Origin of the sequence: Flavobacterium beibuense (assembly GCF_004151245.1) — a bacterium.
GTDB lineage: Bacteria > Bacteroidota > Bacteroidia > Flavobacteriales > Flavobacteriaceae > Flavobacterium > Flavobacterium beibuense_A.
The window spans coordinates 52105-78382 of record NZ_JUIW01000011.1 but is presented as its reverse complement, the minus strand read 5'-3'; the positions used below and the strand labels follow the sequence as shown (position 1 = coordinate 78382).

At 37.1% G+C, this 26278-nt stretch carries 28 protein-coding genes and 1 riboswitch; of the genes, 11 read left to right on the top strand and 17 right to left on the bottom strand.

Annotated elements, in window-relative coordinates; genetic code table 11:
- Positions 1-5: 5 nt before the first annotated feature.
- Both NU09_RS15085 and NU09_RS15080 read right to left on the bottom strand, forming a co-directional pair.
- Positions 6-1562 carry a ribonuclease E/G gene (locus NU09_RS15085; protein ID WP_242501888.1) on the bottom strand — a complete coding sequence of 519 codons (1557 nt, stop codon included), beginning with the start codon at positions 1560-1562 and terminating at the stop codon, positions 6-8.
- A 380-nt stretch (positions 1563-1942) separates the two neighbouring features.
- Positions 1943-2239 carry an HU family DNA-binding protein gene (locus NU09_RS15080; protein ID WP_129752140.1) on the bottom strand — a complete coding sequence of 99 codons (297 nt, stop codon included), beginning with the start codon at positions 2237-2239 and terminating at the stop codon, positions 1943-1945.
- Between the two features lie 147 nt (positions 2240-2386).
- On the opposite strand from NU09_RS15080, the gene mutY reads away from it, so the two are divergent.
- Genes mutY through gldD form a run of 4 tightly spaced genes read left to right on the top strand, consistent with a single transcriptional unit; the run spans position 2387 to position 5821 of the window.
- Complete coding sequence (gene mutY / locus NU09_RS15075) at positions 2387-3424, top strand: A/G-specific adenine glycosylase (RefSeq protein WP_129752139.1); 1038 nt, start codon at positions 2387-2389, stop codon at positions 3422-3424.
- A gap of 40 nt (positions 3425-3464) precedes the next feature.
- On the top strand, positions 3465-3938 hold the full coding sequence (locus tag NU09_RS15070) for a single-stranded DNA-binding protein (RefSeq protein WP_129752138.1): 474 nt from the start codon (positions 3465-3467) through the stop codon (positions 3936-3938).
- Positions 3939-3961: 23 nt separating this feature from the next.
- On the top strand, positions 3962-5251 hold the full coding sequence (gene gldE / locus NU09_RS15065; RefSeq protein WP_129752137.1) for a gliding motility-associated protein GldE: 1290 nt from the start codon (positions 3962-3964) through the stop codon (positions 5249-5251).
- Positions 5252-5821: a gliding motility lipoprotein GldD gene (gene gldD, locus NU09_RS15060; protein ID WP_129752136.1), complete on the top strand. Its 570-nt coding sequence runs from the start codon at positions 5252-5254 to the stop codon at positions 5819-5821.
- A gap of 46 nt (positions 5822-5867) precedes the next feature.
- Here gldD and NU09_RS15055 read toward each other — a convergent pair whose 3' ends face one another.
- Positions 5868-6401 carry a heavy-metal-associated domain-containing protein gene (locus tag NU09_RS15055; protein WP_129752135.1) on the bottom strand — a complete coding sequence of 178 codons (534 nt, stop codon included), beginning with the start codon at positions 6399-6401 and terminating at the stop codon, positions 5868-5870.
- A 115-nt stretch (positions 6402-6516) separates the two neighbouring features.
- Between NU09_RS15055 and NU09_RS15050 the strand changes: the two genes are divergently transcribed.
- On the top strand, positions 6517-7383 hold the full coding sequence (locus NU09_RS15050; RefSeq protein WP_129752134.1) for a DMT family transporter: 867 nt from the start codon (positions 6517-6519) through the stop codon (positions 7381-7383).
- Positions 7384-7446: 63 nt separating this feature from the next.
- Here the strand turns inward: NU09_RS15050 and NU09_RS15045 are convergent, their stop codons facing one another.
- Together NU09_RS15045 and NU09_RS15040 are read right to left on the bottom strand one after the other, a co-directional pair.
- Positions 7447-9489 carry an insulinase family protein gene (locus NU09_RS15045; RefSeq protein ID WP_129752133.1) on the bottom strand — a complete coding sequence of 681 codons (2043 nt, stop codon included), beginning with the start codon at positions 9487-9489 and terminating at the stop codon, positions 7447-7449.
- A gap of 14 nt (positions 9490-9503) precedes the next feature.
- A complete protein-coding gene (locus NU09_RS15040; protein WP_129752132.1) occupies positions 9504-10829 on the bottom strand; it encodes a M16 family metallopeptidase in 1326 nt (441 codons plus the stop codon).
- 190 nt (positions 10830-11019) lie between these two features.
- Here NU09_RS15040 and rplU point away from each other — a divergent pair, with 190 nt between their 5' ends.
- Together rplU and rpmA are read left to right on the top strand one after the other, a co-directional pair.
- Positions 11020-11379, top strand: coding sequence for a 50S ribosomal protein L21 (rplU, locus tag NU09_RS15035; protein WP_035135157.1), 360 nt, complete (start codon positions 11020-11022; stop codon positions 11377-11379).
- A 23-nt stretch (positions 11380-11402) separates the two neighbouring features.
- Positions 11403-11663 carry a 50S ribosomal protein L27 gene (rpmA, locus tag NU09_RS15030; RefSeq protein WP_129752131.1) on the top strand — a complete coding sequence of 87 codons (261 nt, stop codon included), beginning with the start codon at positions 11403-11405 and terminating at the stop codon, positions 11661-11663.
- 49 nt (positions 11664-11712) lie between these two features.
- On the opposite strand, the gene NU09_RS15025 is transcribed toward rpmA, so the two are convergent.
- The 4 genes from NU09_RS15025 to NU09_RS15010 form a co-directional block, all read right to left on the bottom strand.
- Positions 11713-12177 carry a hypothetical protein gene (locus tag NU09_RS15025; protein WP_129752130.1) on the bottom strand — a complete coding sequence of 155 codons (465 nt, stop codon included), beginning with the start codon at positions 12175-12177 and terminating at the stop codon, positions 11713-11715.
- 102 nt (positions 12178-12279) lie between these two features.
- Positions 12280-12633, bottom strand: a complete 354-nt coding sequence (locus NU09_RS15020) for a hypothetical protein (RefSeq protein ID WP_129752129.1) — start codon at positions 12631-12633, stop codon at positions 12280-12282.
- Positions 12634-12672: 39 nt separating this feature from the next.
- Positions 12673-13308, bottom strand: coding sequence for a leucyl/phenylalanyl-tRNA--protein transferase (aat, locus tag NU09_RS15015; RefSeq protein ID WP_129752128.1), 636 nt, complete (start codon positions 13306-13308; stop codon positions 12673-12675).
- Between the two features lie 70 nt (positions 13309-13378).
- Entirely contained in the window at positions 13379-15088 is a 1710-nt protein-coding gene (locus NU09_RS15010; protein ID WP_129752127.1) for an AraC family transcriptional regulator, read from the bottom strand.
- A 288-nt stretch (positions 15089-15376) separates the two neighbouring features.
- On the opposite strand from NU09_RS15010, the gene NU09_RS15005 reads away from it, so the two are divergent.
- Complete coding sequence (locus tag NU09_RS15005) at positions 15377-16030, top strand: hypothetical protein (RefSeq protein WP_129752126.1); 654 nt, start codon at positions 15377-15379, stop codon at positions 16028-16030.
- Positions 16031-16295: 265 nt separating this feature from the next.
- Here NU09_RS15005 and NU09_RS15000 read toward each other — a convergent pair whose 3' ends face one another.
- Positions 16296-16682, bottom strand: coding sequence for a DUF3127 domain-containing protein (locus NU09_RS15000; RefSeq protein WP_129752125.1), 387 nt, complete (start codon positions 16680-16682; stop codon positions 16296-16298).
- Between the two features lie 51 nt (positions 16683-16733).
- Positions 16734-17612, bottom strand: coding sequence for a flavin reductase family protein (locus NU09_RS14995; protein ID WP_129752124.1), 879 nt, complete (start codon positions 17610-17612; stop codon positions 16734-16736).
- 158 nt (positions 17613-17770) lie between these two features.
- Here NU09_RS14995 and NU09_RS14990 point away from each other — a divergent pair, with 158 nt between their 5' ends.
- Positions 17771-18922 (top strand): sensor histidine kinase, encoded by a 1152-nt coding sequence (locus tag NU09_RS14990; protein ID WP_129752123.1) that lies wholly within the window; start codon positions 17771-17773, stop codon positions 18920-18922.
- A gap of 29 nt (positions 18923-18951) precedes the next feature.
- Here NU09_RS14990 and NU09_RS14985 read toward each other — a convergent pair whose 3' ends face one another.
- Positions 18952-19341: an HIT family protein gene (locus NU09_RS14985; protein ID WP_129752122.1), complete on the bottom strand. Its 390-nt coding sequence runs from the start codon at positions 19339-19341 to the stop codon at positions 18952-18954.
- A 17-nt stretch (positions 19342-19358) separates the two neighbouring features.
- A complete protein-coding gene (gene greA / locus NU09_RS14980; protein WP_129752121.1) occupies positions 19359-19835 on the bottom strand; it encodes a transcription elongation factor GreA in 477 nt (158 codons plus the stop codon).
- Between the two features lie 166 nt (positions 19836-20001).
- On the opposite strand from greA, the gene NU09_RS14975 reads away from it, so the two are divergent.
- Together NU09_RS14975 and NU09_RS14970 are read left to right on the top strand one after the other, a co-directional pair.
- Positions 20002-20433 carry a Rieske (2Fe-2S) protein gene (locus NU09_RS14975; RefSeq protein ID WP_129752120.1) on the top strand — a complete coding sequence of 144 codons (432 nt, stop codon included), beginning with the start codon at positions 20002-20004 and terminating at the stop codon, positions 20431-20433.
- Positions 20433-20891 carry an SRPBCC family protein gene (locus NU09_RS14970; RefSeq protein WP_129752119.1) on the top strand — a complete coding sequence of 153 codons (459 nt, stop codon included), beginning with the start codon at positions 20433-20435 and terminating at the stop codon, positions 20889-20891. Before NU09_RS14975 ends, NU09_RS14970 begins: the two co-directional genes overlap by 1 nt.
- Before the next feature lie 56 nt (positions 20892-20947).
- Here the strand turns inward: NU09_RS14970 and NU09_RS14965 are convergent, their stop codons facing one another.
- From NU09_RS14965 to pnuC, 4 genes are all read right to left on the bottom strand, one after another.
- Complete coding sequence (locus NU09_RS14965) at positions 20948-23155, bottom strand: TonB-dependent receptor (RefSeq protein ID WP_129752118.1); 2208 nt, start codon at positions 23153-23155, stop codon at positions 20948-20950.
- An 84-nt stretch (positions 23156-23239) separates the two neighbouring features.
- Positions 23240-23331, bottom strand: a riboswitch (TPP riboswitch).
- Positions 23332-23414: 83 nt separating this feature from the next.
- Positions 23415-23816, bottom strand: coding sequence for an alternative ribosome rescue aminoacyl-tRNA hydrolase ArfB (gene arfB / locus NU09_RS14960; protein ID WP_129752117.1), 402 nt, complete (start codon positions 23814-23816; stop codon positions 23415-23417).
- Positions 23817-23822: 6 nt separating this feature from the next.
- The gene (locus NU09_RS14955; protein WP_129752116.1) at positions 23823-25682 is read right to left on the bottom strand and encodes a DUF4301 family protein; all 1860 of its coding nucleotides are present in this window, start codon (positions 25680-25682) and stop codon (positions 23823-23825) included.
- Positions 25643-26278 (bottom strand): nicotinamide riboside transporter PnuC, encoded by a 636-nt coding sequence (gene pnuC / locus NU09_RS14950; protein WP_129752115.1) that lies wholly within the window; start codon positions 26276-26278, stop codon positions 25643-25645. Before pnuC ends, NU09_RS14955 begins: the two co-directional genes overlap by 40 nt.

Below are 26278 nucleotides of genomic sequence, written 5' to 3'. Positions count from 1 at the left end.
GTTTGTTACTCTTTGATAGCGTTTCCTTTGCTGTCAAAAAATCTGTATTCTAAATACGTGTAAGCGTCACGCGGTATGATTTTCACCCATTTTTTATGTTCAAAAAACCATTTTGAACGTATTGATGGAAAACCTTTAGTAAGGTATGCGGCCACAAAAGGGTGTGCGTTAAGCACTATCTTCTTATGGGTCTTAATAATTCTTTCTAGGTCGGACGTAATTCGGTCTATTACCAGTATAGGAGCTTCAATTTCTCCGTTAACCCTGTTAGGGTCTTCTTCTCTGGTTTTAATATTCACCTCTGGCCTGACACGCTGTCTGGTAATTTGGATAAGTCCAAATTTACTAGGAGGCAGGATCTTGTGTTTCGCTTTATCGTCGCTCATTTCCTCTTTCAAAAAGTCGTAGAGGGTCTTTCGGTTCTCTGGGTTGGACATGTCTATAAAATCGACAACTATAATTCCACCCATATCCCTTAGCCTTAATTGTCTTGCAATCTCTGCAGCAGCAATAAGGTTTACTTCAAGGGCTGTATCTTCCTGGCTTTGTGCCTTATTAGAACGGTTTCCGCTGTTTACGTCTATAACGTGAAGAGCTTCTGTGTGTTCTATAATAAGGTAGGCTCCCTTACTCATGGATACCGTTTTCCCGAAAGAGGTTTTAATCTGCCTTTCTATATTGTATTTCTCAAATAGTGGCAGTTCCTTAGACTGGTACAGCTTAACGATGTTAGCTTTTTGAGGGGCTATCTCCTGCAGATAGTCCTTTGTTTGGTAATACAAATCCTCATCATCCACATGAATACCGGTAAAGGTATCATTAAAAATATCCCTTAGCATTGATGAAACTTTATTTACTTCACCTAATACTTTAGAGGGATGATGGGCAGATGGGATGCGCTTGCACATGGCTGACCATTTATCGATCAGGTTTTGCAAGTCTTTATCCAGTTCGGCTACTTTTTTGCCTTCTGCTACTGTTCTCACAATAACACCAAATCCTTTTGGCCTGATAGACTGAACCAAGCGTTTTAGTCTTTCTTTTTCATCTTTGGAATCAATTTTCTGAGAAATTGAAATCCTGTCAGAGAAAGGTACTAAAACAACATATCTTCCGGCCAGTGAAAGCTCTGAGCTTATTCTTGGGCCTTTTGTAGATATGGGTTCTTTTACTACCTGTACAAGAACCGACTGGTTGGCGCTCAAAACATCGGTAATGGCTCCGTCTTTGTCGATTTCTTTTTCAAAAGGAAAGTTTTTCAGGGAGAAATCTTTTATTTTACCTGCGCTTACAAGTTTTATGAATTTCAACAGGGAGGGCAAATTAGGCCCCAGGTCATGATAATGTAAAAAGGCATCTTTTTCAAAGCCTACGTTTACAAAGGCGGCATTAAGGCCGGCAACAGGTTTTCTTATTTTGGCTATAAATATATCGCCAACAGAAAACTTGTTTTTATCTTCCTGTTCCTTGTGTAATTCAATTAGTTTTCCATCTTTTAATAAGGCAAAATCTACGGCATCAGAACTGGATCGGATAATTAATTCCTTGTTCACACTGTACATTTTTATCCGCACATGGCAAAAATTTCAGGTTTTAGCTTTCAGGTTATATAACTTGAAATTTGAAACATCGAAACCATTGCTCTATACAGATGGATTAAACAATAAATTTACAGGTATTGTGTACCCGGCGGTTTTTATAGACAATTATTGACAGAAATAGTTTTTTTAATTGAGCCGTATAGGCTAGAGTGTTATTTCTTAGTGTCTTATAAAAACCTTTTTCAATGAACTTAAATCTTAAAAAAGAAAAAGTAGTATTAAACTACTTTTTCTTTTTGTGACGGTTAGCTCTCGCTCTCTTCTTACGTTTGTGCGTCGCTACCTTATGTCTTTTTCTTTTTTTACCACTTGGCATAGTGTTAAGGTTTTGTGATTAATAATTAGTTTACTTTGACTTCAGTATTTGTTTTTACTCCGTCAATGAATATTTTCGCAGGTTTAAATGCCGGAATGTTGTGTGCAGGAATTTTAATGGTAGTGTTTTTAGAAATGTTTCTACCAGTTTTCTCGGCACGGGTTTTAATAATAAAGCTACCAAAACCTCTTAGGTATACGTTATCACCCGTTTCTAAAGAGTTTTTTACTTCTTCCATAAAAGACTCAACTGTTGCCTGTACATCTCCTTTTTCTAGACCCAGTTTTTCCGAGATTTTCGCTACGATGTCTGCTTTCGTCATTTTTATTCTTATTTATAAGTATTTAAATATTTCTCTTGTGCATTTTTTTGAGTTTGCAAATATATGAATTAAAAAAACAATTATTCAACGTTAATGCATTAAAATTTAATAACATAAACTTTTACTTTTGTTGTCTAATAAGTAATAATGGTTTTTTATAAGTCTTTAATTCAGTGGTATTTACATAATAAAAGAGATTTGCCATGGCGAAAAACTCACAATCCGTATTTTATATGGTTGTCAGAAATTATGCTTCAGCAAACGCGGGTTGCACAGGGGTTGCCCTACTTTTTGAGCTTTCAGGAAGCTTTTCCTACCGTGTTTGATCTTGCTGATGCTCCTGAGGAAAAGGTGCTTAAGCTATGGCAGGGGCTGGGTTATTATTCCCGTGCACGCAACCTCCATGCTACCGCTAAACACGTGGCTTATAACTTAAACGGTAAGTTTCCTTCAAGCTATAAGGAGCTATTAAAACTAAAAGGAGTAGGCGATTATACTGCTGCTGCCATAGCTTCCATATCCTATAATGAACCTGTTCCTGTGGTAGACGGTAATGTGTACAGGGTACTGTCCCGCTATTTTGGTATTGAAACAGATATATCGTCTTCTGCCGCCAAGGCAGAGTTCAGGGAGCTGGCAGGTTCTCAATTGCCAAAAGATAATGCTGCCGAATTCAATCAGGCCATGATGGAGTTTGGTGCTTTGCAATGTGTTCCTAAAAGTCCTGATTGTGTAAACTGTATTTTTAATGTAAACTGTGTGGCCTACACTACCGGTAGGGTAGACAGCCTGCCGGTTAAACTGAAAAAAACAAAAGTGACCAACAGGTACTTTAATTATATGGTGGTTAAAGATGCGTTAGATAATACTATTGTACAAAAACGTACGGCAAAGGGTATTTGGCACAATCTGTATGAGTTTCCGCTTTTGGAGACTGTAATGCCCGTTCCTGATAAGGAAGTTGTAAAACTTATTGAACAGTTTCCTGGGTTTGAATTTACTGTAAAAAGCGTGCAGGCTATAGTGCCCGAAGTTGTGCATAAGCTTTCGCATCAGCACCTTCACATCCGTTTTTGGGAGGTTGTTACTAACGACACTGTTGTTAATGGTCAGTCTTATGATGAGATTAAGGTCTATCCGTATCCTATAGTGATCCATAATTTTATGGAGAAGCATTGGGAGTAACAATTAAATTTAGTATTTTTGAGTAAACACAGTAAAAGCCATGAACGGAACGTTAAATAAAGTAATGCTTATAGGACACTTGGGAGATGATGTAAAACTGCACTATTTTGAAGGAGGTAACTGCATTGGAAGGTTTCCTTTAGCGACCAACGAAGTGTATATTAATAAGCAGACTAACGAAAAGATAACTTCTACGGAATGGCATAACCTTGTGGTGAGGAACAAAGCTGCAGAGATTTGTGAAAAATACCTTACCAAAGGTGATAAGATTTATATAGAAGGCCGTATTAAGTCGCGCCAATGGCAGGCTGAAGACGGGACTACTAAATATACAACGGAAATTCAGGTTACCGAATTTACTTTCCTTACTACTAAAAAGGATATTGACGGCAGCGGTAGCACAACAGCACCTGCAAAGCAGCAAAACTATGGTAGTGCTGCCAGTGAACCTGCCAGAACGCCGGATGCCGAACCACATAATGTACCCGCGCCGGATGATGACCTTCCGTTCTAATTGTTTAACTAATTTGTATAGCTTTGGATCCTGACCCCTCGAGTTACACGCTGTTAGATTATAACCTTATTATAGGTTTCGCAGGGATATTACTCCTATTAATCTGTTCTGCATACATTTCGGGAACAGAAGTAGCTATTTTTTCGCTTACTCCCCATGATCTTGACAAGATAAACGAAGAGAACCCTAAAAAAGGTAAGCTCATCAGTACACTATTGCAAAAGCCTAAAAAACTATTGGCTACCATAGTAATTACAAATAACATGTTTAACCTGGCAGTTATCATCCTTTTTTTCAGGCTGTCGGGTAATCTGTTTGCTAATGTTATTTCGCCATTTCTAAGATTCGGACTCGAAATACTACTTGTTACCTTTTTTATATTATTGTTTGGAGAGGTGCTGCCTAAACTCTATGCCTCTAGAAACAGTATACGTTTCTCCAAAAGGGTAGCTTTTCCATTATATGTGCTAAATATAATACTCTCGCCAATAAGTGTCCCTATGCGTGAGGTAACGCTGGCTCTAAACAAACGGTTTGGGAATAAAAAATCGAATTTTTCTGTAGACCAGCTTTCGCAGGCACTTGAACTTACCGATTATGGTGATGCTACCCAAGAAGAACAGAAGATACTGGAAGGGATAGTGTCTTTTGGTAATACTGATGTTAAGCAGGTTATGTGTCCGCGTATTGATATTTTTGCTCTGGAGATTGAGGAAACTTTTCAGGAGATATTCCCAAAAATCCTTGATAAAGGGTTTTCCAGGATACCTGTGTATCGTGACAATATAGACCAGATTGAAGGAGTGTTGTTTATTAAAGACCTTATACCTCATATTGACAAGGAAGAATTTAACTGGCAGGAAATAATAAGGCCTCCGTTTTTTGTGCCCGAAAACAAAAAGCTGGATAACCTGTTGAAGGAATTCCAAACCATGAAAAACCACCTTGCCATCGTGGTAGATGAATATGGAGGAACATCGGGGCTTATATCGCTGGAGGATATACTGGAAGAGATAGTAGGGGATATAAGTGATGAGTTTGACGACGAAGATATAATTTACTCTAAAATAGACGATAAAAACTATCTTTTTGACGGTAAAATAAACCTTAAGGACTTTTACAGGGTTACTGATGTTGAGGAAGAGGAGTTTGAGGAAGCGAAGGGTGAAGCAGAGACACTTGGCGGCTTTATTTTAGAGATATCAGGAAATTTTCCTAAAAAAGGACAAAAAATTACTTTTAATGGCAATATCTTTACCATCGAATCTGTTGATAAGAGAAGGATAAAACAAATAAAGGTTACTTTACTATAAATGGACGCTATTAAAAGATTTTTTGGTTTTGGTATAATGGTTTCAATAGCTGCTTTTACAGGAAGCTGCGGAGACGATACGGTACCTAAACCTGAGGCTTACCTGAGACTGGATTACAACGAGGCTAATTATGTGCTTTATAATAAGGATTGTGCTTTTGATTTTGCAGTAAACGATAGGGTCATTGTTGAAGATAAGGGTAACTGCAACCTGACTCTCAGATATCCTAACATGAAGGCGAGTGTTTATATTACTTATAAGCCGGTTAATGGTAATCTTGAGAAGCTGCTTAGGGATGCGCAAAAGCTTACCTATGAGCACGTTATTAAGGCTGATGGTATACAGGAACAGCCGTTTGCTATTCGCGAAAAGAAACTTTACGGTATGTTTTATCAGGTAGGGGGTGATGCGGCAACTAATGCCCAGTTTTATGTGACCGACAGTACAAATCATTTTGTTACCGGGTCTTTATATTTTTATGTAAAGCCTAATTACGATTCCCTTATGCCGGCAGCAAGTTATGTAAAAAACGATATGCGAACCCTCATGGAAAGCATACGATGGAAATAAAAAAAGGCAGCTGAATAGCTGCCTTTTTTGTTTATATGTTTAAGAATTACATAGTTGTAGGTTTCTTAGTTTCAGAAGAGCATTTTTTAGCTCCGCCACAGCATGAGCTTCCTTCTTTTTTCTCTCCTGATGAACAGGATTTATCGTTTTTCTTGTCAGCTTTTTTAGTTTTTTCTTTCTCCTGGTCTACACCATAGTAAGCTTTATCAGCCGAAGAGTGTACATCAGATACTTTGTAAGCACCATCTGCAATATTTTCTACAGTATAAACGAGTGTTTCAGGAGTTTGTTTTGCAGTGTCATAAGAAATGGTAGCTGTTTTGTTGTCAAAATCCACTTTAGCATCCTGAACACCTTCAAGAGCAGCAAGTTTGTGCTCTATAGTAGCAGCACATCCCTGAGGGCATGTCATACCATCAATTTTAAACGAAGTAGTTTCTACATTGGCAGCAGCAGTAGCATCTGTCATTGTAGTATCTGCAGATCCTTCAGGAGTCTCCATGTTTTCTTTCTTGTCATTACAACTTACAAGTAAGGCAGCTGTAAGTGCAAAGAATGCAATTTTTTTAATACTGTTCATAATATATAATATTGTGTAGTTAATAAACTCTGTTAAAAGAGTTTACAAAAATATGAAAAAACTGTTGTCAGGCAGTTTTAAATAGCGGAATTTTGGGCAAAATAATTTAAAAAGTATGCAGTCAAAAAACTTAAAGTGGTATCTTTTAATAGTGTTAGCCTGTATTTGGGGCAGTTCTTTTATATTGATGAAGAGAGGCTTGGAAGGGCTTACGGCTTTTCAGATGGGTTCGCTGCGTATTATATTCTGTGCTCTTTTTTTACTGATAGTAGGGTTTAAAAGCCTTAAAACTATTCCGTTAGGTAAGTGGAAATATATAACCGCAACGGCATTAACAGGTACTTTTTTGCCGGTATATCTATTTTCTATAGCACAAACGGAAATAAATAGTTCGGTAAGCGCCATATTAAATTCTTTGGTGCCGCTTAATACGTTAGTTATCGGGGCGCTTGTGTTTGGGCTTCAGTTCCAGAGGAGACAGTATTTTGGGGTAGTTATAGGTTTAATAGGCAGTATACTTTTAGTCTATAATGGTGCAGTAGACAATCCGGGACAGAACTATTATTTTGCTTTGTTTGTGGTGTTGGCCACCATTTGTTATGCTACAAACGTAAACCTTATAAAAAAATACCTTTCAGATCTTACTCCTTTAAGTATAACGGTAGGCAACTTTGTTGTTATGCTTGTGCCGGCACTTATTATCCTGTTCTGTTCAGGGTTTAGTGATGTAATGGTAAAGCCAGAGGCTCAAACTGCAATGATGTATATAGCCATACTTGGTATTTTAGGTACAGGTATAGCAAATATTGTTTTCTTCAGGCTTATACAAATGTCCTCACCGGTATTTGCTTCTTCGGTTACTTATCTAATACCTATAGTAGCCTGTATATGGGGCTTGCTGGATAACGAATCGCTTAGCTTAGCTCAGGGATTTGGAGCTTTGGTAATTTTAATCGGGGTTTATTTTTCTGCAAGGAAATAGCGAATAAAACACATAAAAAAAGGCTGCCAATCGGCAGCCTTTTGTATATAAAGTCTTTAATGATTATTGGAAATCAGCATCGCTAACACCTTCATTGATCTTAGCCTCAGAAACTGTTAACTCAATATCGATACCTACATTCATTGTAAGTTTGTAAGGAATCTTAATACCTTTTACATCTTTATAATCGCTGTAATATGTAGTTTGTGTCATTTTTTGACCCATTTGTTCCATTTCTTTAGCTTCAGCAATTTTTAAACCTGTTTTTGTGTCAAAGTATAAAGTTGTATCGTCGTTTTTAACAGCATATGCGTCAGTACCGTTAATAGTTTCGATACCTGTTAGGGTTACATTAGCATTGTTTACAAGGTTAAGCTCATCAAAAGGAACTGCACCTTTTCTCATTTCCTCCAGCTTTTCACCCTCAACAGCCATTTTTTGGCCTTGTTGTACCATGTAGCCTTCTTTGTTGTTAACTACCTGTTTCATCATGCTCATACCCATGGCAGTCATTTCTACAAACATTTTGTGGTCTGCAGTAGTTTTTACAGTAAGCTCAAGCGGAGTACCCTGTACTACACCAGAAGCTTTAGTATAAAGTGTTTTTACACCTTTAACGGCTTTCTCACCACCAATTGCGTTGATATAACCTTCTAAAACAGTTTTAGCTGTTACACCAGCAGGTATTGGTTTGTTAAGAACCGGTTTTTGTGTAGGGTTGCCATACTTATCAAAATAGTTGATAGGAAGCTTTCTGCTCTCAAGACCCGGTAATACGTCTGCAGCTTTACCTACAATTACGATTCTTGCATTATCAGCCTTAAAGAATTTTTGAGCTGCATTTCTAATATCTTCAGGAGTTACTGCATTAATGTTTTTAATGTAGTTCTCATAGAAATCTGCAGGAAGGTTTTGTGTTTCTGTTCTTAAAGCGTAACTGGCAACAGTAGATGGTTTTTCAATCTGCATTACAAAGTTACCAATGTATTTAGCTTTAGCGTTTTTAAGATCTTCTTCGCTTACAAGATCAGTTCTTATTCTCTTCATTTCGTTAAGAATCTCAACGATAGAACTGTCAGTTACTGTATTTCTTACAGAAGCTGTAGCACGGAAAGAAGATACACGTTTGTTAGCGCCAAGTGAAGAGTATGAACCATAAGTCCATCCGTGAGCCTCACGAAGATTAAGGAATAGACGGCCTTCTCCACCACCACCAAGGATTTGGTTAGCAAGGATAGCAGCAAAGTATTCTTTGTCTGTCATCTTAAGATTAGAAACGTTTACAACTGAAATTTCAGACTGTACTGCGTTTGGCATATCAACAAAGTCGATTTGAGTGTACTGTACATCTTTAGGGTCAGTGTAAGTAATGTTTGGAGCTGTAGCAGGGGTCCAGTTTTCAAATAACTTCTTAACCTGTTTCTTAACGTCTTTTACTTTAACGTCACCAACAATTACAAGGTAAGCATTACCAGGAACGAAGTAAGTATTATAGTTTTCTACAACATCGTTTAAAGTAACGTTGTTTAGTGTCTCTTCGCTAACATACTCACCTGCAGGATGGCTTTTACCGTAGATTAAAAGATCTGTAACTCTTGAAGATACTGCAGAAACGCTTTTCTCGTCAGACTTAAGTCCTTCAATCATTTTAGCTTTTTGCTTATCAAACTCTTCCTGAGTGAACACAGGGTTAAGAGCACCGTCTGCCATTAACTCAAGAATTCTGTTAGAGTATTTAGAAAGTCCGCTTCCGGCAGCACCGCTGGCCCAGAAGTTAATGTTGGCACCTAAAAAGTCAATCTCTTCGTTAAATGCTTCTTTAGACATTTTTTTAGTACCACTACCTATTACAGCACTTAATAGATCTGAAACACCTTTTTTGCTTCCTTCAGCATATGGAGCGTTGTCCATAGTAAGTGTATAAGATACTCTAGGTAGTTTGTGGTTTTCCACAACTAGTACAGTTAAACCGTTTTTAAGTTTAAATGTTTCCGGCTTACCTACGTTTACAGTAGGCGACGGGCCCGCCTGGGGCATTGGTCTGTCTTGTGCCTGCATAGTAACTGTTAAAAACAAGCTGGCTAATATATATATTACTTTTTTCATGATGTTTTGTATGCTTAGTTTTGTGCTTTGTCTTTAGCTGGTACGTAATCAAGAATTAATCTCTGGTTAGGGTTTAGGTATTTTTTAGCCACATCCCTAATCTCTTCCCTTGTAATGCTTTGGTAAATACCGTTCTCAGTATTTATAAGGTTAACATCACCATAAAGCAGGTAGTAAGTAGCAAGGTTTTCTGCAACACCTTCAACGCTCGCATTACTGTTTACATACTGGCTTTCAAACTGGTTTTTAAGCTTTTGCATTTCTTTTTCAGAAATAAGCTCAGTTTGTAGTTTTACGATTTCTTTATCAGCTTCAGCGATAAGCTCTTCCGATGTATGGCCCTGCATAGGGATGCCATATATAATATATGCACCATAATCTTCCTGGCTGTAGTTGAAAGCACCCATTTGAAGTGCCATTTTCTCCTCGTCTACAATTCTCTTGTACATTCTTGAACTTTTACCACCGCTTAGGATAGCAGAAATCATATCAAGTACTCTTGCCTCTCTTGTTTTCATAGAAGGAGTTCTATATGCAGCAATTGCCATTGGCAGCTGGATATTAGGATCTTCGTATGTAGCGTGGATAGTTTTTGTGATAGGAGCTTCCTCAAAGTGCTGACGAGTAATAGGTGTACTTTTAGGTATTGCGCTAAAGTATTTGTTCACCCACTCTTTAGTTTGAGCGATATCTAAATCACCTGCAATTACTAATACAGCATTGTTAGGGATATAGAATTTTTTGTTGAAAGCCTGGAACTCTTCTAAAGTAGCAGCATCCAGGTGATCCATAGAACCGATAGTAGCCCAACGGTATGGGTGTACTGTGAATAGGTTTCTTTTAACCTCTGCAAGAAGGTTACCATAAGGCTGGTTGTCTACACGTAGCCTTTTTTCTTCTTTTACTACTTCATTTTGAGTATCAACACCAATTTGGTTAATAACCGGGTGCATTAACCTTTCAGATTCCATCCAAATGGCAAGCTCAAGGTTGTTTGAAGGGAATACTTCATAATAGTAAGTTCTGTCGTCAGAAGTATTGGCGTTATTGTTACCACCGTTTGCAGTAACTATTTTAAACCACTCTCCACGTGCAATATTTTCTGTACCTTCAAATAAAAGGTGCTCAAAGAAATGTGCAAATCCTGTTCTCTGAGGGTTCTCATCTTTAGAACCTACGTGATACATAACCGATGTAACGATAACAGGAGCCGATTTGTCCTGATGTAATATTACATGCAGACCATTATCCAGATCGTATTCCTCAAATGCTACTTTTTGGGCTGAAGCTACTCCGCCAAGCATCAGAAGTGAACCCAAAGCCATTAAAGATTTTTTCATAAAAATTAATAATTATTTTGATTTTGATAATTGGTACGCAATTTCGGTATTTTGTTACAATAAATTTTTATTTTTTTTCATTATTGATAATTAAGGGGTTAGGAGAGTGTATTTTTTGTCATAACATGTTGTGTGATAAATATTAAGTCGTATATTTGCAAACTCAAAAAATTAATTAAACCATATTGTTATGTACGCAATCGTAGAGATAGCAGGGCAGCAATTTAAAGTTAGCAAAGACCAAAAGGTTTATGTTCACCGTCTTGAAGGTAAAGAAGGAGATGCAATTTCATTTGCAAAAGTTCTTTTACTTGATGACAACGGAACAGTAACCCTTGGCGCCCCGGCTATAGAAGGTGCTTCAGTTGAAGCCAAAGTGTTACAACACTTAAAAGGAGACAAAGTAATCGTTTTCAAAAAGAAAAGAAGAAAAGGTTACAAAGTGAAAAACGGTCACCGTCAATCTTTAACTCAAATTGTAATTTCTGGAATTACAGCTGGAGGTACTAAGAAGAAAGCGACTAAAAAAGCGGAAGCTACAGAAGAATAATTAACAATTAAAACCAAAACATCATGGCTCACAAGAAAGGTGTCGGTAGTTCGAAGAATGGTAGAGAATCAGAATCGAAACGTTTAGGCGTTAAGATATTTGGTGGCCAAGCTGCTATTGCTGGTAACATTATCGTAAGACAGAGAGGTTCTAAACACAACCCGGGTGAAAACGTTTACATGGGTAAAGATCATACTTTACATGCAAAAGTTGCTGGTGTTGTTAAGTTCCAAAAGAAAGCTAACAACAAATCTTTTGTTTCGATAGTTCCATTTGAAGCTTAAGAATTTGAAACAATACAAAAACCCACTCAATTGAGTGGGTTTTCTGTTTTTATACCATCTGATTAATCAGTTTGTCCCATTTTCTGGCAATCATTAACTCATCTGCAAGCTGCATTGAAACATCAGCGCTGTAGAACTCTAAAAGTATGGCAGGTTCACTTTTAGTTTGAGGGAACAATGCCAGTTCCAGCTTTTCTATACGCTCTGCCTTATCCATGCCATCCAGCGGTAATACATTGCAGGCTCTTATTTCCTCAAGATCTACTTTTTTAATATAATGCTCTTTATGGTTTCCTTTAAGGAAAAATAATACCTTGTTGTCTTTATCTATACCTATTGCAGCATTAAGCCATATATCGTGATAGCCTATTTTACACGACTCATTTTCGGCAAAATCATAAAGCGCTTTTAGCGTTAGCTTATCTTTTTTCTTTCTGTTGTTACTTACTATTACTATTGGTATAATGCATAATAATACAAGGATGCCTCCTATTATTGTTGTTCCTAATTCCATTTTAAATTGTGTTTAATATATACATGTAGTTTATGGCCTGGCAATAATTATTGCAAGCCTCCTGAATGTGCTAATATTATTAGCATCTAAAAGGAAAGGAATTTACCAGAAGTAATGAAAGGGGTAGATAATATCCGTTGTGCTGAAACGGATGAAAAAATTACCTGATTTGAGTATGTACTGTGCAAAAGTACTTGGTGTAAAGCAGTCAATACTATACTCGTGAATGATACCGTAAACCGGATTGCTGATTTTATTAGCGGCAGTTTCGGTAAACTTTGATTCGGAAACCGTATGAAGCGACGATTTGTATTCGCTTTTAATAAGGTAAGCCTCTTTTGATGATTTTACCGTGTTAGGTTTAAAATCAGGCATGTAGCAACCAGTCACACCAGCGGCAAGCAGGTATAAGGCGGCAATTAATACTAAACTGATTTTTTTAACCGTTTCTTTCACGGTGCAAAGATATTTTAAATTTGTGTAACCGACTATTATTTAGTGCTTTAAAATTTCAAGAAAGTCTTCGCGGTAAATTTCACGTGCACCTAGGCTGGCTAAGTGGTCGTTGTAGACCTGACAGTCCAATAGTTGATAACCTGCAATTTCTAACTGTTTTACCAGAGCGATAAAAGCTATCTTACTGGCATTTGAAGCTTTAGAGAACATACTTTCCCCGCAAAATATATGGCCCAGGTCTACACCATATAGTCCGCCTACCAATTCGTTGTCCTGCCAAACTTCAACCGATTTTGCCTTACCCAGTTCATTAAGCCTGCAATAGGCTTCAATCATGTCAGGGGTAATCCATGTTCCCGGCTGCCCGTCACGTTTAATGTTTCGGCAATTGGTTATCACTTCCCTGAAAGCAGTATTAAAGGTCACTTTAAAAATCCCGCGATTAATAATGTTTCTCATACTCTTGGAAACCTTTAATTCGTTGGGGAAAAGTACCATTCTTTCCGGTGGAGACCACCATAAAATAGGTTCGTCATCTTCAAACCAAGGGAAGATGCCGTTGTTGTAGGCAAGCATAAGCCTTTCGGGAGACAGGTCGCCGCCAATAGCCACAATGCCTTCGGGAGAGGCATGTATAGCAGGAGGGAAGTATAAATCTCTGGAAAGGAAATACATATACAATGCACTTATTATGAATGTTCAAATTTAAGCATTTGAACGCAGAGGTAAAAGAATTAAGCTATACTTATGCACTTAATAAAGGGGCTGGTTCCTTTTCCAGTTGTTTTATAAAGTAAGACGGCTTAATGCCGGTTTGAGAAAAGAAGGCATCTGAAAAACTGCGCGGATTACTAAAGCCAAGTTCTTCTGCCAGTGCCTTTATGGTATAACGGCGATGAACCGAACTGTTTTTTAAAAGGGTTACGGCATAATTTACCCTTAATTCATTAAGGTAAGAGTTAAAATTTTTCCCTTTATAATGATTGATAACTTTTGAAAGATAAGAGGTATTAGTGTTCAGGTCTTCAGCCAGTGCCGACTGGTTTATACCTGCATTAAGAAACTCTTCCTTGTTTTCAAAGGTTTCCAGTCCGTTAAGTATTTTTACTATAATATCCTGATTGATATCTAAATCATCTGTAGCTTCTTCGGTAACTTCAATAGTTTCCTCTGGCGTAGTCTCTTTTTTCTCTGTTTTGGCTATAAGTTCCTCATATTTGAGCTTGTAGACCTTTTGTTTTTTGTAATTTCTGACAAGCAGCAGGCTTATAACCAGAATAACCAGAGCTCCAAGGCAATATACCGTATAGCTTATTATGGTATTTCTTTTAAGTGTTTTTTCAAGATTATCTTTTGAAGCTATAAGAGCTGCTGTGTCGTACTCCTTGTGGATAGTAGATATAAGGGTTTTGTAGTTTTTTTCCAGAATCTTATCAGCATCTAATAATCGGTTAGTGTATAAAAGCTGGTTTTCAAGATCTCCTTTTGCCTTATAATAATTAATAAAAAGTTCGTAGGTTTCCCTTAAGTCAAGATTCGCATATTGATGTTGCTGTAGAATTGAATCTGTTTTTTGCAGATAGGCTATAGCTTTTTCATCATCATTAAGTTTAAGGTAGTCTTTGCCTAAATACATATAGGTGATGGCTATATTAACAAAGTCTTCGTTTTGGGTAATCTCAGGTAAAGCTTTTTGAAGGTAGCTAACTGATTCTTTGTAATTTTTTTTTGCAAACTGATTTATTCCTTCTGACTGAAGAAAATAACCGTGAATAAGAGTAAAGTCTTCACCAGTACTTTCAGCTACCCCTTCTTTGTTTATTTTAGAACATTCTTCATAATTGGAAAGTCTGAAATTACTTCTGCCCATTGAACATAATGAATGTAAATAGCCCTGCCTGTTGTTATACCCCTCTCTCTTCCTGTAAAATTCCTTACACTCGGTAAAAAGATTTAAAGCTTCCTGGTGATGTCCCAGATATGATTTAATGTTCGCTATTCCGTATTTAATCTTATACTGTGTGTAAACATCATTGGTTTCATTGATGTATTTATCAGCAATAAGGTAGTTGTTTAATGATTCATCATAGTTTTTCGACTTAAAATAAATCACTGCCCTATCAATATATCCCCTTCCTATAAGTAAATCATCGTTAAGCCTGGTGGCAATATTTAAAATACTGTCGGAGTATTTTAGGGCTGCATTTTCAGGTAACCTTTTTAATGTTTTTTGATACCCTATAATCAATTCCTCATCATTATGTTCATTCTTTGCTTTTTGAACATAGGTTTTTAAATATGTCCATAGGATAGGATCATCGTCTTCAGAATCATCTATGTCATCAATCAACTGATCAAAAGTTTTTTGAGAAAGGGAATCAGGAATAACAAACTTCTCCTGAGACACTCCCAAAAAAGGAATTATAAAAAAGAGTATTAAATAGCGTGTCATCATTCTTTCATCGCCTTTTTGTTTAAAAAAGACTACTTATTGTTTACAGAGGGAATTAAAAAAAACTATGAATAATGCAAAAATACACTTTTTGAAAAGCAAAGATGTTAATTTTTTTGTTTTTGATTATCAGTATGTTATATGATTTTGCACTGCAGATTTATAAATCTGCACAACAACCTTTTGCCTACTTTTTTTACCTCTCATAGTTTTGTCCTGTATCGATAAAGTGAAAAAAATGTTTACTGCCCGGGAAGTAAACAAAGAAACAAATCTTAAAAACGTGATTAAATGAAAAGATTTTCTTTGTTTATGGCAGTTACTGCTTTGGCTCTTACAAGTTGCAGTACAGATGACAGCCTTGAAGGAAGTAGTGTTAAAAATGGTGAAATTAAATTTAAATCGGGTGTCAGTGAGAGTAATTATGAAGCATTAGTATTAGGTGAGATTACTGATGCATATATACTCAGATATGGAACATCCGGCGCCAGTATTGAAGAAGTTATGGAGAATATATTATCTATAGCTAAGTCTAATTCGGCATTTATGTCTTTAGAAGGAAGTGATTATGTTTTTGTTGATGAGGGTGATATCAACAGGGCAATTGCAGACACAGAGGCATATGTTGTAGAATTGCCTTTTGAGGTTGCTACATCTGTTGATTTACGTGGTTTTATAACACAGGAGTCTAATCCGTATATCGTGTCTGATGTATTGGTTCAGGAATTTTCTGATGAAGTAAAAAATAATTACAACATAAGTCAGACAGATAAGGAAATAATTGTTATGTCTTCAGATTTAACGATTATGAGCAATTCTAAAAAAGGAAGAGACGAAGACTGGGGTACAACAAGGGATGTTATGGCTTGTGGCCTTTCAGGGGGGTTATACAGTCCTGCACAGGCAGTATTAAATACAGCGGTAGTAACCGTTTTAACAATGTAGTTTTAGTTTTGGAGAACAATAATCACCACGTTTTTAAGAACCCCTGTCGCCACACCGATACACCTGCGGCAGGGGATTAAAACGGGGTAATAAAAATCGGTTATGTTCATAATAATGTTTTTAAGTTTCCTTACCTCACACCTTGTAACCTTAGGGTCGGGGACTTAAAAACTACTTATTGGGTTGTTTCAAAAGGAGAAGTGTCTTTTTTTGAACAAAAAGCCCCGAACATTGTTCGGGGCTTTCATTTTTTATTCTGCTTTTATTAGAAAGGAAGATCGTCGTGGTCTTCTTCTTTGTAATTTGTTGCCGGCTCAAAAGAGTCATAAGAGTTTGGCATAGGCTGTTGCGGCATTTGTTGTGAAGGCGCAGCAGGCTGTAGCTTTTCTATTCTCCATGCCTGGATAGAGTTAAAGTATTTGGTTTCTCCCTGAGGGTTTACCCATTCTCTTCCTCTAAGATTAATGGAAATCCTTACAGGTTCGCCTACCGTATAGCTGTTAACCAGGTCACATTTATCCTGAGTAAATTCAACCAGGATGTGTTGCGGGTACTGCTCATCTGTTGTAACTACCACTTCTCTTTTTCTAAATCCGTTGCTTCCAAAAGATTTAGTTTCATCAATCATCTTAATTCTTCCTGTAACTTCCATAATACTGTTTTGTTATTGTTGTTTTCAACCGGCACAGCCGGGCAATTATCATTATTTTCTTGTTGCAAGCAGTACCTTCCATGCGGTAAGTACCTCATTATTGTCAAGGTGTTCCTTGGCTTTCAGGTATTTTTTTGTTTCATCATCGGCGCTTAAAACAGCTTTCGTTTCAAATGAGCCTTCTACAAAGGTATCAATTTCTTCTTCGGTAGGCAAAGTCTCAACGTTACCAAGTTTGCCCAAATCGTTACCGTCAAAAACAGAGCTTTCTTTCACAAAATCAGGAATGGCATCTACACCTATCCCTAGTGTTGTAAGTGGCTTTTCTACCTCAAAAAGACCTGCATTGGCACGGCTGTACCAGTTTCCACCCATACGGGAAACAAGGTCAATTTTGTTTTGGTCTACAGCCCCGTTTTCATCCAGTATGTTTTCATCAACATGAAGTTTTACCACTTCACATATAATAAGGTTTCCGGCACCACCGCCATCACCTAGAGAAATAATATCTTTTACCCTGCACTCAAACTGAACAGGTGATTCCTTAACACGGAAAGGTTTAACAATATCTGACGGAAGCATCGTTAACCCCGACTTGATAAACTCGTTTACTCCCTCGGCATACTCCGTACTTGATAATGATGCCTGCTGTACAATGGCATAGTTAACCACGTTAATAACGACCTCCCGGTTAAGTTCTGCATTAATAAGCGTATGCTTTATAGTATTGTCTCTTACCCTGCGTGAAGGTGAGAAAACCAGTATTGGCGGGTTTGCGCTAAATACGTTAAAAAAACTGAACGGAGACAGGTTTGGGGTTCCGTCTTTGTCTATTGTGCTGGCAAAAGCTATGGGTCTTGGGCCTATGGCTCCCTGTAAATAACCCTGAAGCTTTGCTGTAGGTATTTCTTTTGGATCTATACTAAGCATTGCAAAAAATTGTATTTATGCAAAGATAAATTTTCCTGCGTACTTAACCCAGTTTGCCAAACCCGATTTAATAACAAAATAATAAACGTAGTTTTTGATCGTTATCAAAACCCACACTTATGCCATATTTACTATCTTTAAGCCACAAATAGTTGTATATGCAGTTTTCTAATAGCAGAAGTTTTACAAGGGGGTTTATTATTCTGGCCTCTTTCCTTATAGTTGTACTGATTGTATGGAATACTTATTATCTTTTTCAGGTTTTTAAGGATGAGGAAAGAAATAAAGTGGAGCTGTGGGCAATGGGGACAAAGGCTGTTAACGATCCCGGTTTGCAGGATACAGGTCTTGAACTAACACTTCGTGTTATAAGAAGTAACAATACTATTCCTGTATTTAAAACCGATAAGCGGGATAATATTCTTGATAACAATAATATACCTCCCGATATATTAAAAGATTCCGTTAAGCTGTACAATTACTTTGAAGATATTAAAAAGCAAAATGAGCCCATAAAAATTATGATATCGGATAGCGAATATCAGTATATATATTATGGCAATTCCCCTTTGTTAGATCAGCTTAAGTATTATCCCGTAGCATTGATACTTATTATAGTATTGTTTGGAGCCTTGGTATTCAATTTTTACAGGGCTACAAAAATTGCCACCCAAAATAAGTTGTGGGCAGGTATGGCTAAAGAAACGGCCCACCAAATTGGCACACCACTTTCTTCATTATTGGGATGGATTGAGATAATGAAGGTGGATAATGTGGATGAAACTACTGTAACTGAGGTAGAAAAAGATGTAAACCGACTACAGACTATAGCCGATCGTTTTTCTAAAATAGGCTCTGAGCCGGTATTGGAACCGGTTGACATAGTAGCCGAAACCGAAAAATCCTTTGAGTATTTAAGGTCGCGTACTTCAAATCAGGTGGAGTTTCTATATAAGGGACCTGATTATCCCATACCGGTTATGCTTAACAAAGAACTGCATAGCTGGACAGTGGAAAACCTGGTAAAAAATGCTGTAGATGCCATGAAAGGTAAAGGTTCTTTAAAGCTGATTATTCAGGATGTAGACGGTATTGTAAAAATTCAGGTAACAGATACCGGAAAGGGGATTCCTAAAAAACAGTATAAAAAGGTATTTGAGCCTGGTTTTACCACAAAAAAGAGAGGTTGGGGGCTTGGCTTGTCGTTAACCAAACGTATTGTGGAAGAGTACCATAAAGGGAGAATAAAGGTAAAACACTCTGAAGTGGGTGTGGGTACAACCATGCAGGCCAGTTACCATAAAGCATAAAAAAAGGCACTTTAAAGTGCCTTTTTATTTTATAAGTTAGCGTTTATTTCTTTTGCTAACGCTTCAAATTCTTCTTTTTCAAGTTTAACCTTGTTTATAAAGCGCATTTCATCCATTTCATTAAGAGGGATAAGGTGCACGTGTACATGAGGCACTTCAAGGCCCACCACGGCAACTCCCACGCGTTTGCACGCTACAGTTTTTTCAAGCGCTTTAGCCACTTTTCTCGAAAACTTCATAAGCCCAAGATAGTGATCTTCCTCCATATCAAAAATCTTGTTTATTTCCTGTTTCGGTATGCAAAGCGTATGCCCTTTAGCATTTGGATTTACATCAAGGAAAGCAAGAAATTTGTCGTCTTCGGCTACTTTGTATGCCGGGATTTCGCCATTTACAATTTTAGTGAATATGGAAGCCATGATAAATCTTTTACAGGTTAGTCTCTTGTAATTTCAAGGATTTCAAAATTAAGGGTTCCGTTAGGTACCTTAATTTCTGCAATTTCTCCCACTGATTTTCCTAAAAGGCCTTTGCCTATAGGTGATGTAACCGATATTTTTCCTGTTTTAAGGTCGGCTTCACTTTCTGCTACCAGTGTATATTTCATTTCCATGCCGTTAGCCTGGTTCTTAATTTTTACTGTAGAAAGTACAAGCGCTTTAGACAGGTCAAGTTGTGATTCGTCTATAAGGCGTGCATTAGCAAGAAGCTCTTCCATTTTGGCAATCTTCATTTCAAGAAGTCCCTGTGCTTCTTTTGCTGCGTCATATTCTGCGTTTTCAGATAAGTCTCCTTTATCGCGTGCTTCGGCAATAGCCTGAGAAGCTCTTGGTCTTTCTATGGCTTTAAGATGATCAAGCTCATCTCTTAACTTTTTTAGTCCTTCTGCTGTGTAGTAAGATACTGTACTCATAACTTCATCGTTTATATAAATAGAAAAAATCCCATCAGGACGGGATTTCTTTATCGCAAAGATACTGTTTTTTTTATTACGTCAATTTTTAAATTCGCGCTATAGCGTTTGTCAAAGTTAAATAAATTAAATTTGTTTCATAATTATACAGTAAAAATTTATTAAAATGAGAAAATATCTGTTACTGCTGTTTGCAGTTGCCTTTTTATCATCATGTAGTGACGACGATTATAATAATAGTAATAAGTACCTGCCTAATTATGGTTTTTCTATAAACATAGACATGAATCTTCCTTCGTATACGCCTTTAATATATACTGGCAACCCTGTATATATAGGTCAGGCCGGTATAGGCATAAGAGGTATTATTGTTATGAATACCGGAGCAGGATATGCGGCCTATGAGGCCAGCTGCCCAAATCAGGAATTAAGTTCATGCTCTACGCTGGATCTTAACGGTATTAATGCCGTTTGCCCATGTGATGATGTGGAATACAGCCTTTTTACAGGACTTGCCAATAATGCTGATGTGCAATATCCCTTAAAGCCTTACAGGGTAGAGATAATAAGCGAGAATGTTATCAGGGTTTATAATTAATGCCTGTTATTAAAATAGAAACTTATATTAATGCTCCTATAGAAGTGGTATTTGACCTTTCACGGAGTATTGACCTTCATAAAGTTTCTACAGCTCACACCAATGAAGATGCCATTGCAGGAAAAACATCAGGTCTTATAGAAATGGATGAGACAGTGACATGGAGAGCAAGGCATTTTTGGGTTTATCAACTGCTGACATCAAAAATAACATCTTTAAACAGGCCTTATCAGTTTACAGATGAAATGGCAAGCGGTGCTTTTAAAAGCTTTAGGCACGACCATTTGTTTGAAGAAAGAGATGGTATTGTGATTCTTACTGATGTTTTTGATTATAAGAGTCCGTTTGGAGTGTTAGGTAGGTTTGCAGATTTACTTTTTCTTAAGTCTTATATGAAAAGACTGCTTGAAAAGCGAAATGACATAATAAAAGAATTCGCTGAAGACGATACTAAGTAAAAAAAATCCTGCCCCTTTAAAGGCAGGATTTTTAGCATTACTAAATTATATTAAGCTTAAAATTTTAAAGTAGCGCCAGCCAGGAAGTTAATTCCTGCCTGAGGATAATAGCCCGCACCTTCTACAGTTGTAATTGTTCCCGGTACAGAGAAGTCATCATCATACGTGTAGAAATATCCGTTAGACTCATACTTAACATTAAATATATTGTTTATAAGTCCGCTAAGCATAATAGATTTAAATATCTTATTAGTTTTAAATTCATAAGAAACATTTAAGTCATTTATAAAATAGCTGTCCAGTTTAGAGAAGTCAGAGTCAATGTTACCCATATACTGCTCTCCTACATATTTTGAAAGTAAGGTAATCTGAAGGTTTTTAACGGGTAATCCGGTAAGGGCGTTTGCAGCAACCAGGTTAGGAGAGTAAGCAATGTTTGTATTTCCTAAGTTTTGAAGTTCCCCGTCTCTCTGGAAGTAAAAATCGATATTCTTATTAGTACTTACCGATACATTAGGGTGTAGTATTAAAAAGTCTGTCAGGAAAAATGTAGCATCCGCCTCAATACCTAAACGGTAACTGTCGCCACTGTTTGTATATACAGGTGCCCCTACATCGTTAAGTGCCCCTGTAAGTACCAACTGGTCTTTGTAACGCATGTAGTAACCATTAATGCTCATTCTTGTTTTAACGGTAGTGTATCTCCAGCCTAACTCAAAATCATTAAGGGTTTCCGGCTTAGAACTGCCATTTTCATAATCATCCCTTCTTGGTTCTCTATTAGCCCTTGCATAAGAAAAGTAAATGTTGTTTTGGTTGTTTAAGGTATAGGTAAGTCCCGCTTTTGGATTAAAGAAATTAAACAGGTCGTTTACAGGATCGGCAAGGACACCATCTGCCTTATAGCGCACTCTTCTATATTGCATATCTCCAAAAAGATTTAGCTTTTGATTAAGTTGCCAGTTCGCTTTAGCAAATGCATTAAAATCAGTCTTTACTGCATTATCGTCATAATAACGGTCTCTTATTTCACTTTGTGAAGCATAACGTGCCCATATTATTTCTCCAAAATGGTCGCCCTCATACCTGTTTAACGCACCACCAACAATAACATTCACGTTATCATTTTTGTAGTTTGCAGAGAAAGTAGTTCCGTAAAAATCGTTTTCAAGCCATCTTCTTCTAATAAGATCAGTAGAATTAATGGTCTCACCACCTATAGTTATTTCGTTAAGTCCGTAATCTGCAAAATCCTCATCCTGCCTATATTGTTCGTAATACCCTTTACCTATGGTGTAGTGAAGCGCAGCATTTGTACTCCAATTATCTGATATTTTTTCATTCCAGTGTAACTGATAGTGGTCCTGCTGGTAGTTGTCGGTCTCATTGTCGTAGAAACGGGTAACACCATTTTCGTCGGTGTATTCTCCGGCACTGTTATAAGTTCTGTCATTTTCAAGTTTGTCAGTGTCTTCAAGCCCGTTCCATGCCTGATATGTCTGCTCTTTACCACCAAATACCAAAGCTTTGATCAAGGTAGTTTTGCCTACATAAGTACCTTGTAGGAAATAAGATTTTAAATCGGAAAAAGCACGGTCTATGTATCCGTCGGATTCAATTTTTGAAAGTCGACCGGCGATTTCAAAATGATCGTTCATAAGTCCGGTGCTAAATTTAACCGTGTTTTTCATTGAGTTGAAACTACCAATCGAAGTAGAAATCTCACCGCTTGATTTTTTAGAATAAGCATCGGTCAATAAATTAAGGCTGGCACCAAATGCACCAGCTCCGTTTGTAGATGTACCTACACCACGCTGTAACTGAATATTCTCAGTAGAAGAGGCAAAATCTCCCATGTTAACCCAAAATGACCCCTGAGATTCGGCGTCATTATAGGGAATACCATTTACAGTTACGTTAATACGGGTAGCGTCAGAACCCCTTACACGCATTGAGGTATAGCCTATACCTGCGCCTGCATCGGTAGTTGTAACTACAGATGGTAGATAATTTAATAATACAGGGATGTCCTGCCCTAAGTTGCGCGGAGCAAGTTCTTCTTTAGATACATTTGTAAAGGTAACCGGTGTTTTTTTGTCTACACGAACCGCAGATACAAGCACCTCATCCATCTTGTAGTCAGAAGATTGTGTTTTAATACTGTCCTGCTCGGTTTTGTTTTCCTGGGCATGAGTACTTAAAGCAAATAAGCCTAAAGCGACAAGCCATGCTTTTTGGCTTTTAGAAATGAATAAAGTTTTCATTCGTAAAATGTGTTTTACGAATAAAAGGGGTAATTATTCTTTGTGTTAATAATAATGATATAATGGTGGCAATACGGCGTGCACTCCGTTTAATTGCCTTTTCCCTTGGCAGCATTACCCGCCCAGGTTCTTTGGGTATAATCTCAGCCCTTAGTAGAGCACCCCTTTGAGACGGCGCAAAGGTATATATTTATTTTAAAAATATGATTTTACGCTAAAATTATTTGAAGATTATGTTTTGTGTCTGATTATGTGCAGGTTAGAAGTCAAATCTGCGACGTGACTGCTTTTTGTCTGCCTGACGCCTTTTGTTTTCCAATCGTTTTTTAATAACCGCTTTAGGTATTTTTGTCGCTATTCTGGGTCTGTCTTTTTGCAAAGAAGCCTCGATAAGCTCTATAAAGCGCTTTGTGACCAATTGCTTGTTGCGAATTTGGCTGCGGTCTTCATCACAATGTAAAGAAAGTATGCCTTCGCTGTTAAGCCTTGTAGACAGTTTTTGAGAAACCAGTTCTTTTTCTTCGTTATCAAGTGCCTGCGAATTTTGCAGGTTAAAGCTAAGTATTACTTTAGAGGATACCTTATTTACATTTTGCCCTCCTGCACCACTGCTTCTTACAGCTTTATATTCTAATTCTGTAATTATTTTATCCTTGTTCATTTTCTATTAAGGCTGGTGGGATGGCTTTAAAAGATCGTTTACTGTTTTTACCGGATTAAAAGTATCTAAGGGAACTTCAACAAAAACGGTTATCCATCCTGCCATGGCGCCATTCCAAAGGCCTGGCAGTTCATACGATTTTACATCATGTCCCATTCTGTTCTTAACAACTATAAAACCGGTATCTGGATCAACAAAGTTCTTAAGATCAAAATATTCTCCTTTGTAATCCTTAAGTCCGCATACCAAATCAACCGGATTAAAATGTGTGGCGTTAGAAAGGATTTCACTTTGTGAGCTATTGTTAAGGTCTATTTGTGAGCTTTCTACAATCTGTAGTGAAAGTTTTCCGTCTTTAGATTTTACCCAAAACGGTCCGCCACCCGGTTCACCTTCATTTTTAACCATACCGCAAATACGTATTGGCCTATTAAGCAGTTCCTGTAGGTATTGCATTTTATATTCGCAGGTATATTTGTCTATATCTGCCGGAATATTCAAAAACAGCTCGTTCCTGGCAAAATCAACAATGCTGTTAATTTCTTCTTTGGTAGAGTTGTCCTGCTCCAGTTTTTGTAAAAAACCAAAAACCTTTTCCTGTAATTCTATAAGTATACCAGCGAGAGCCTTTTTATAAAGGGCGATAGCTTCAATATTGTTATGGCTTACATTGTCTATGTTCTTTATAAAAACAACATCGCTTTCAAGTCTGTTAAGGTTTTCAATGAGCGCGCCATGTCCTCCAGGTCTGAAAAGAAGTTCACCGCTGCTTTCCCTAAAAGGGTGATTATTCATGTCAACAGCTATGGTGTCGGTTTCCTTGTGCTGGTATGAAAAATCAAACTCTATCTTTATGCCTGATTCTTTTTCAATATCTTCTTTTACTTCCTGAATGCTGTCTAAAAACCCGTTAAGGTGCTCTTCAGAAATAGTAAAGTGAACATGCGATTTACCGTTAGAGTCAGCATACGCAACACTCTCCTTTAAGTGTTCATATACAGGAGTGGCCGTAAAGCCATCATACTGATGAAAAGGTAATATGCCCTTGGGTTTGTTGGCATAATTAAACTTTTCGTCAGTAAGTAGTATTTTTATAAAGTTATGATAGCGCTGGTCTTTTGTCCAGTTGTTGTACTCAGGATCTTTTCTTGATTCCTCGCGAACATCATTAAAAAAAGGAAATTTATCAGCACCTATTATAAATATCTTAAGCGCCTCATCTTTCTTTTTATTGATATAAGCATTTACAGTATCTTCAACAGGGTTAAAATTTAGCAGAAACTCGTTTAAGAACTTAAACATTCTTGTTGCTGCTCCCGATGCTGGAACAAATTTTTTAAAACTGAGTTTATTCTTGTTATTTTCAAAAAAGGAAGCATAATCAGTCGCTTCTTTTTTTGAAAGGGGTTTAATGCCGTCTTTAATTGTAGCAGGTCTCTCCAGTACAATTTTAGCAATGCCTTTTTTAAAGGTTTCCAGTTGTGACGTTATCTTGTTTAGATCTATGCCAAGACTATAGATCTGGCTGAAATCTTTTAAAGTAAAACCAGACTCTAAAGCTTTCGGTAGATTATTTACAACGGTTTCAATACTATCAAAGCTCTCAATTATGATGTGTGGTATTCCGTTTTTATTAAACTCCTTTATAAGTATTCCGGCTGCCCTGTTTTCTTCAGGAGCTACCAAGATGGCTATGTCCCCGGCGATTTGATTAGAGAATCCTGAAGTATTGAATGTAAAAGTTAAAGCCTCTTTTTTAAAAGATTTGTTTAGATTTTCTCTCCACTCCTCCTTTTGTGATACATTATCAGAATAGATAATAACACTTATGCTGTCTGTATGTTGTTTTGTAATATTTTTTTCCATGCTAAATAGCCAAATATGGCCACTATTGTTAAAAACAGATAGAGTATGCTGGATAAGGTATAACCTTTTATAAAGTAAAGCGGAATAGAAATAATATCAGCAATAATAAGGAAAATCCAGTTCTCTATTTTTCTTTTGGCTAAAAGCCACATGCCTATAAAACACAGGGCGGTAGTAAGATTATCTACATAGGCCCACCATTTGGTAAATCTGTCGAAATATATGTATACGGCTGATACAAATATAACCGAAATCACAAAAATACCCACACATATTAAGCTATCTTTAGCATTCATTGAGGATATTTTAAGCATGGTATGCTGTTCGCTGTCTTTTCGGCTCCATATATACCAGCCATATATACTCATTACAAAATAGTATCCGTTAATTATAAGATCGCCATACAGTTCCCAATTGTATAAAAGAAAAACATAAATAATGATGCTTATTATCCCTGTAGGATAAACCCATATACTATTTCTGGCAGAAAAAACAACGCTTAATGCACCAAAAAGAAAACCCATGGCTTCAAGTACTATAAATAAGGTGCTGTAATTTTTATAAGGAGCAAAAAGGAAATCGAAAATCTCGGTCAT

What these genes read in the sequence shown, in the direction of transcription:
- gldD (WP_129752136.1), top strand. Translation starts at nt 5,252, where the DNA reads ATGGACGCTATTAAAAGATTTTTTGGTTTTGGTATAATGGTTTCAATA.
- NU09_RS15055 (WP_129752135.1), bottom strand. Translation starts at nt 6,401, where the DNA reads ATGAACAGTATTAAAAAAATTGCATTCTTTGCACTTACAGCTGCCTTA.
- NU09_RS14955 (WP_129752116.1), bottom strand. Translation starts at nt 25,682, where the DNA reads ATGGAAAAAAATATTACAAAACAACATACAGACAGCATAAGTGTTATT.
- NU09_RS14985 (WP_129752122.1), bottom strand. Translation starts at nt 19,341, where the DNA reads ATGGCTTCCATATTCACTAAAATTGTAAATGGCGAAATCCCGGCATAC.
- NU09_RS14995 (WP_129752124.1), bottom strand. Translation starts at nt 17,612, where the DNA reads ATGCTTAGTATAGATCCAAAAGAAATACCTACAGCAAAGCTTCAGGGT.
- NU09_RS15005 (WP_129752126.1), top strand. Translation starts at nt 15,377, where the DNA reads ATGAAAAGATTTTCTTTGTTTATGGCAGTTACTGCTTTGGCTCTTACA.
- NU09_RS15050 (WP_129752134.1), top strand. Translation starts at nt 6,517, where the DNA reads ATGCAGTCAAAAAACTTAAAGTGGTATCTTTTAATAGTGTTAGCCTGT.
- aat (WP_129752128.1), bottom strand. Translation starts at nt 13,308, where the DNA reads ATGTATTTCCTTTCCAGAGATTTATACTTCCCTCCTGCTATACATGCC.
- NU09_RS15010 (WP_129752127.1), bottom strand. Translation starts at nt 15,088, where the DNA reads ATGATGACACGCTATTTAATACTCTTTTTTATAATTCCTTTTTTGGGA.
- NU09_RS15040 (WP_129752132.1), bottom strand. Translation starts at nt 10,829, where the DNA reads ATGAAAAAATCTTTAATGGCTTTGGGTTCACTTCTGATGCTTGGCGGA.
- rpmA (WP_129752131.1), top strand. Translation starts at nt 11,403, where the DNA reads ATGGCTCACAAGAAAGGTGTCGGTAGTTCGAAGAATGGTAGAGAATCA.
- pnuC (WP_129752115.1), bottom strand. Translation starts at nt 26,278, where the DNA reads ATGACCGAGATTTTCGATTTCCTTTTTGCTCCTTATAAAAATTACAGC.
- NU09_RS14965 (WP_129752118.1), bottom strand. Translation starts at nt 23,155, where the DNA reads ATGAAAACTTTATTCATTTCTAAAAGCCAAAAAGCATGGCTTGTCGCT.
- NU09_RS14975 (WP_129752120.1), top strand. Translation starts at nt 20,002, where the DNA reads ATGAGAAAATATCTGTTACTGCTGTTTGCAGTTGCCTTTTTATCATCA.
- NU09_RS15085 (WP_242501888.1), bottom strand. Translation starts at nt 1,562, where the DNA reads ATGTACAGTGTGAACAAGGAATTAATTATCCGATCCAGTTCTGATGCC.
- arfB (WP_129752117.1), bottom strand. Translation starts at nt 23,816, where the DNA reads ATGAACAAGGATAAAATAATTACAGAATTAGAATATAAAGCTGTAAGA.
- NU09_RS15025 (WP_129752130.1), bottom strand. Translation starts at nt 12,177, where the DNA reads ATGGAATTAGGAACAACAATAATAGGAGGCATCCTTGTATTATTATGC.
- NU09_RS14970 (WP_129752119.1), top strand. Translation starts at nt 20,433, where the DNA reads ATGCCTGTTATTAAAATAGAAACTTATATTAATGCTCCTATAGAAGTG.
- NU09_RS15000 (WP_129752125.1), bottom strand. Translation starts at nt 16,682, where the DNA reads ATGGAAGTTACAGGAAGAATTAAGATGATTGATGAAACTAAATCTTTT.
- NU09_RS15080 (WP_129752140.1), bottom strand. Translation starts at nt 2,239, where the DNA reads ATGACGAAAGCAGACATCGTAGCGAAAATCTCGGAAAAACTGGGTCTA.
- NU09_RS14990 (WP_129752123.1), top strand. Translation starts at nt 17,771, where the DNA reads ATGCAGTTTTCTAATAGCAGAAGTTTTACAAGGGGGTTTATTATTCTG.
- rplU (WP_035135157.1), top strand. Translation starts at nt 11,020, where the DNA reads ATGTACGCAATCGTAGAGATAGCAGGGCAGCAATTTAAAGTTAGCAAA.
- mutY (WP_129752139.1), top strand. Translation starts at nt 2,387, where the DNA reads ATGGTTTTTTATAAGTCTTTAATTCAGTGGTATTTACATAATAAAAGA.
- greA (WP_129752121.1), bottom strand. Translation starts at nt 19,835, where the DNA reads ATGAGTACAGTATCTTACTACACAGCAGAAGGACTAAAAAAGTTAAGA.
- NU09_RS15045 (WP_129752133.1), bottom strand. Translation starts at nt 9,489, where the DNA reads ATGAAAAAAGTAATATATATATTAGCCAGCTTGTTTTTAACAGTTACT.
- NU09_RS15070 (WP_129752138.1), top strand. Translation starts at nt 3,465, where the DNA reads ATGAACGGAACGTTAAATAAAGTAATGCTTATAGGACACTTGGGAGAT.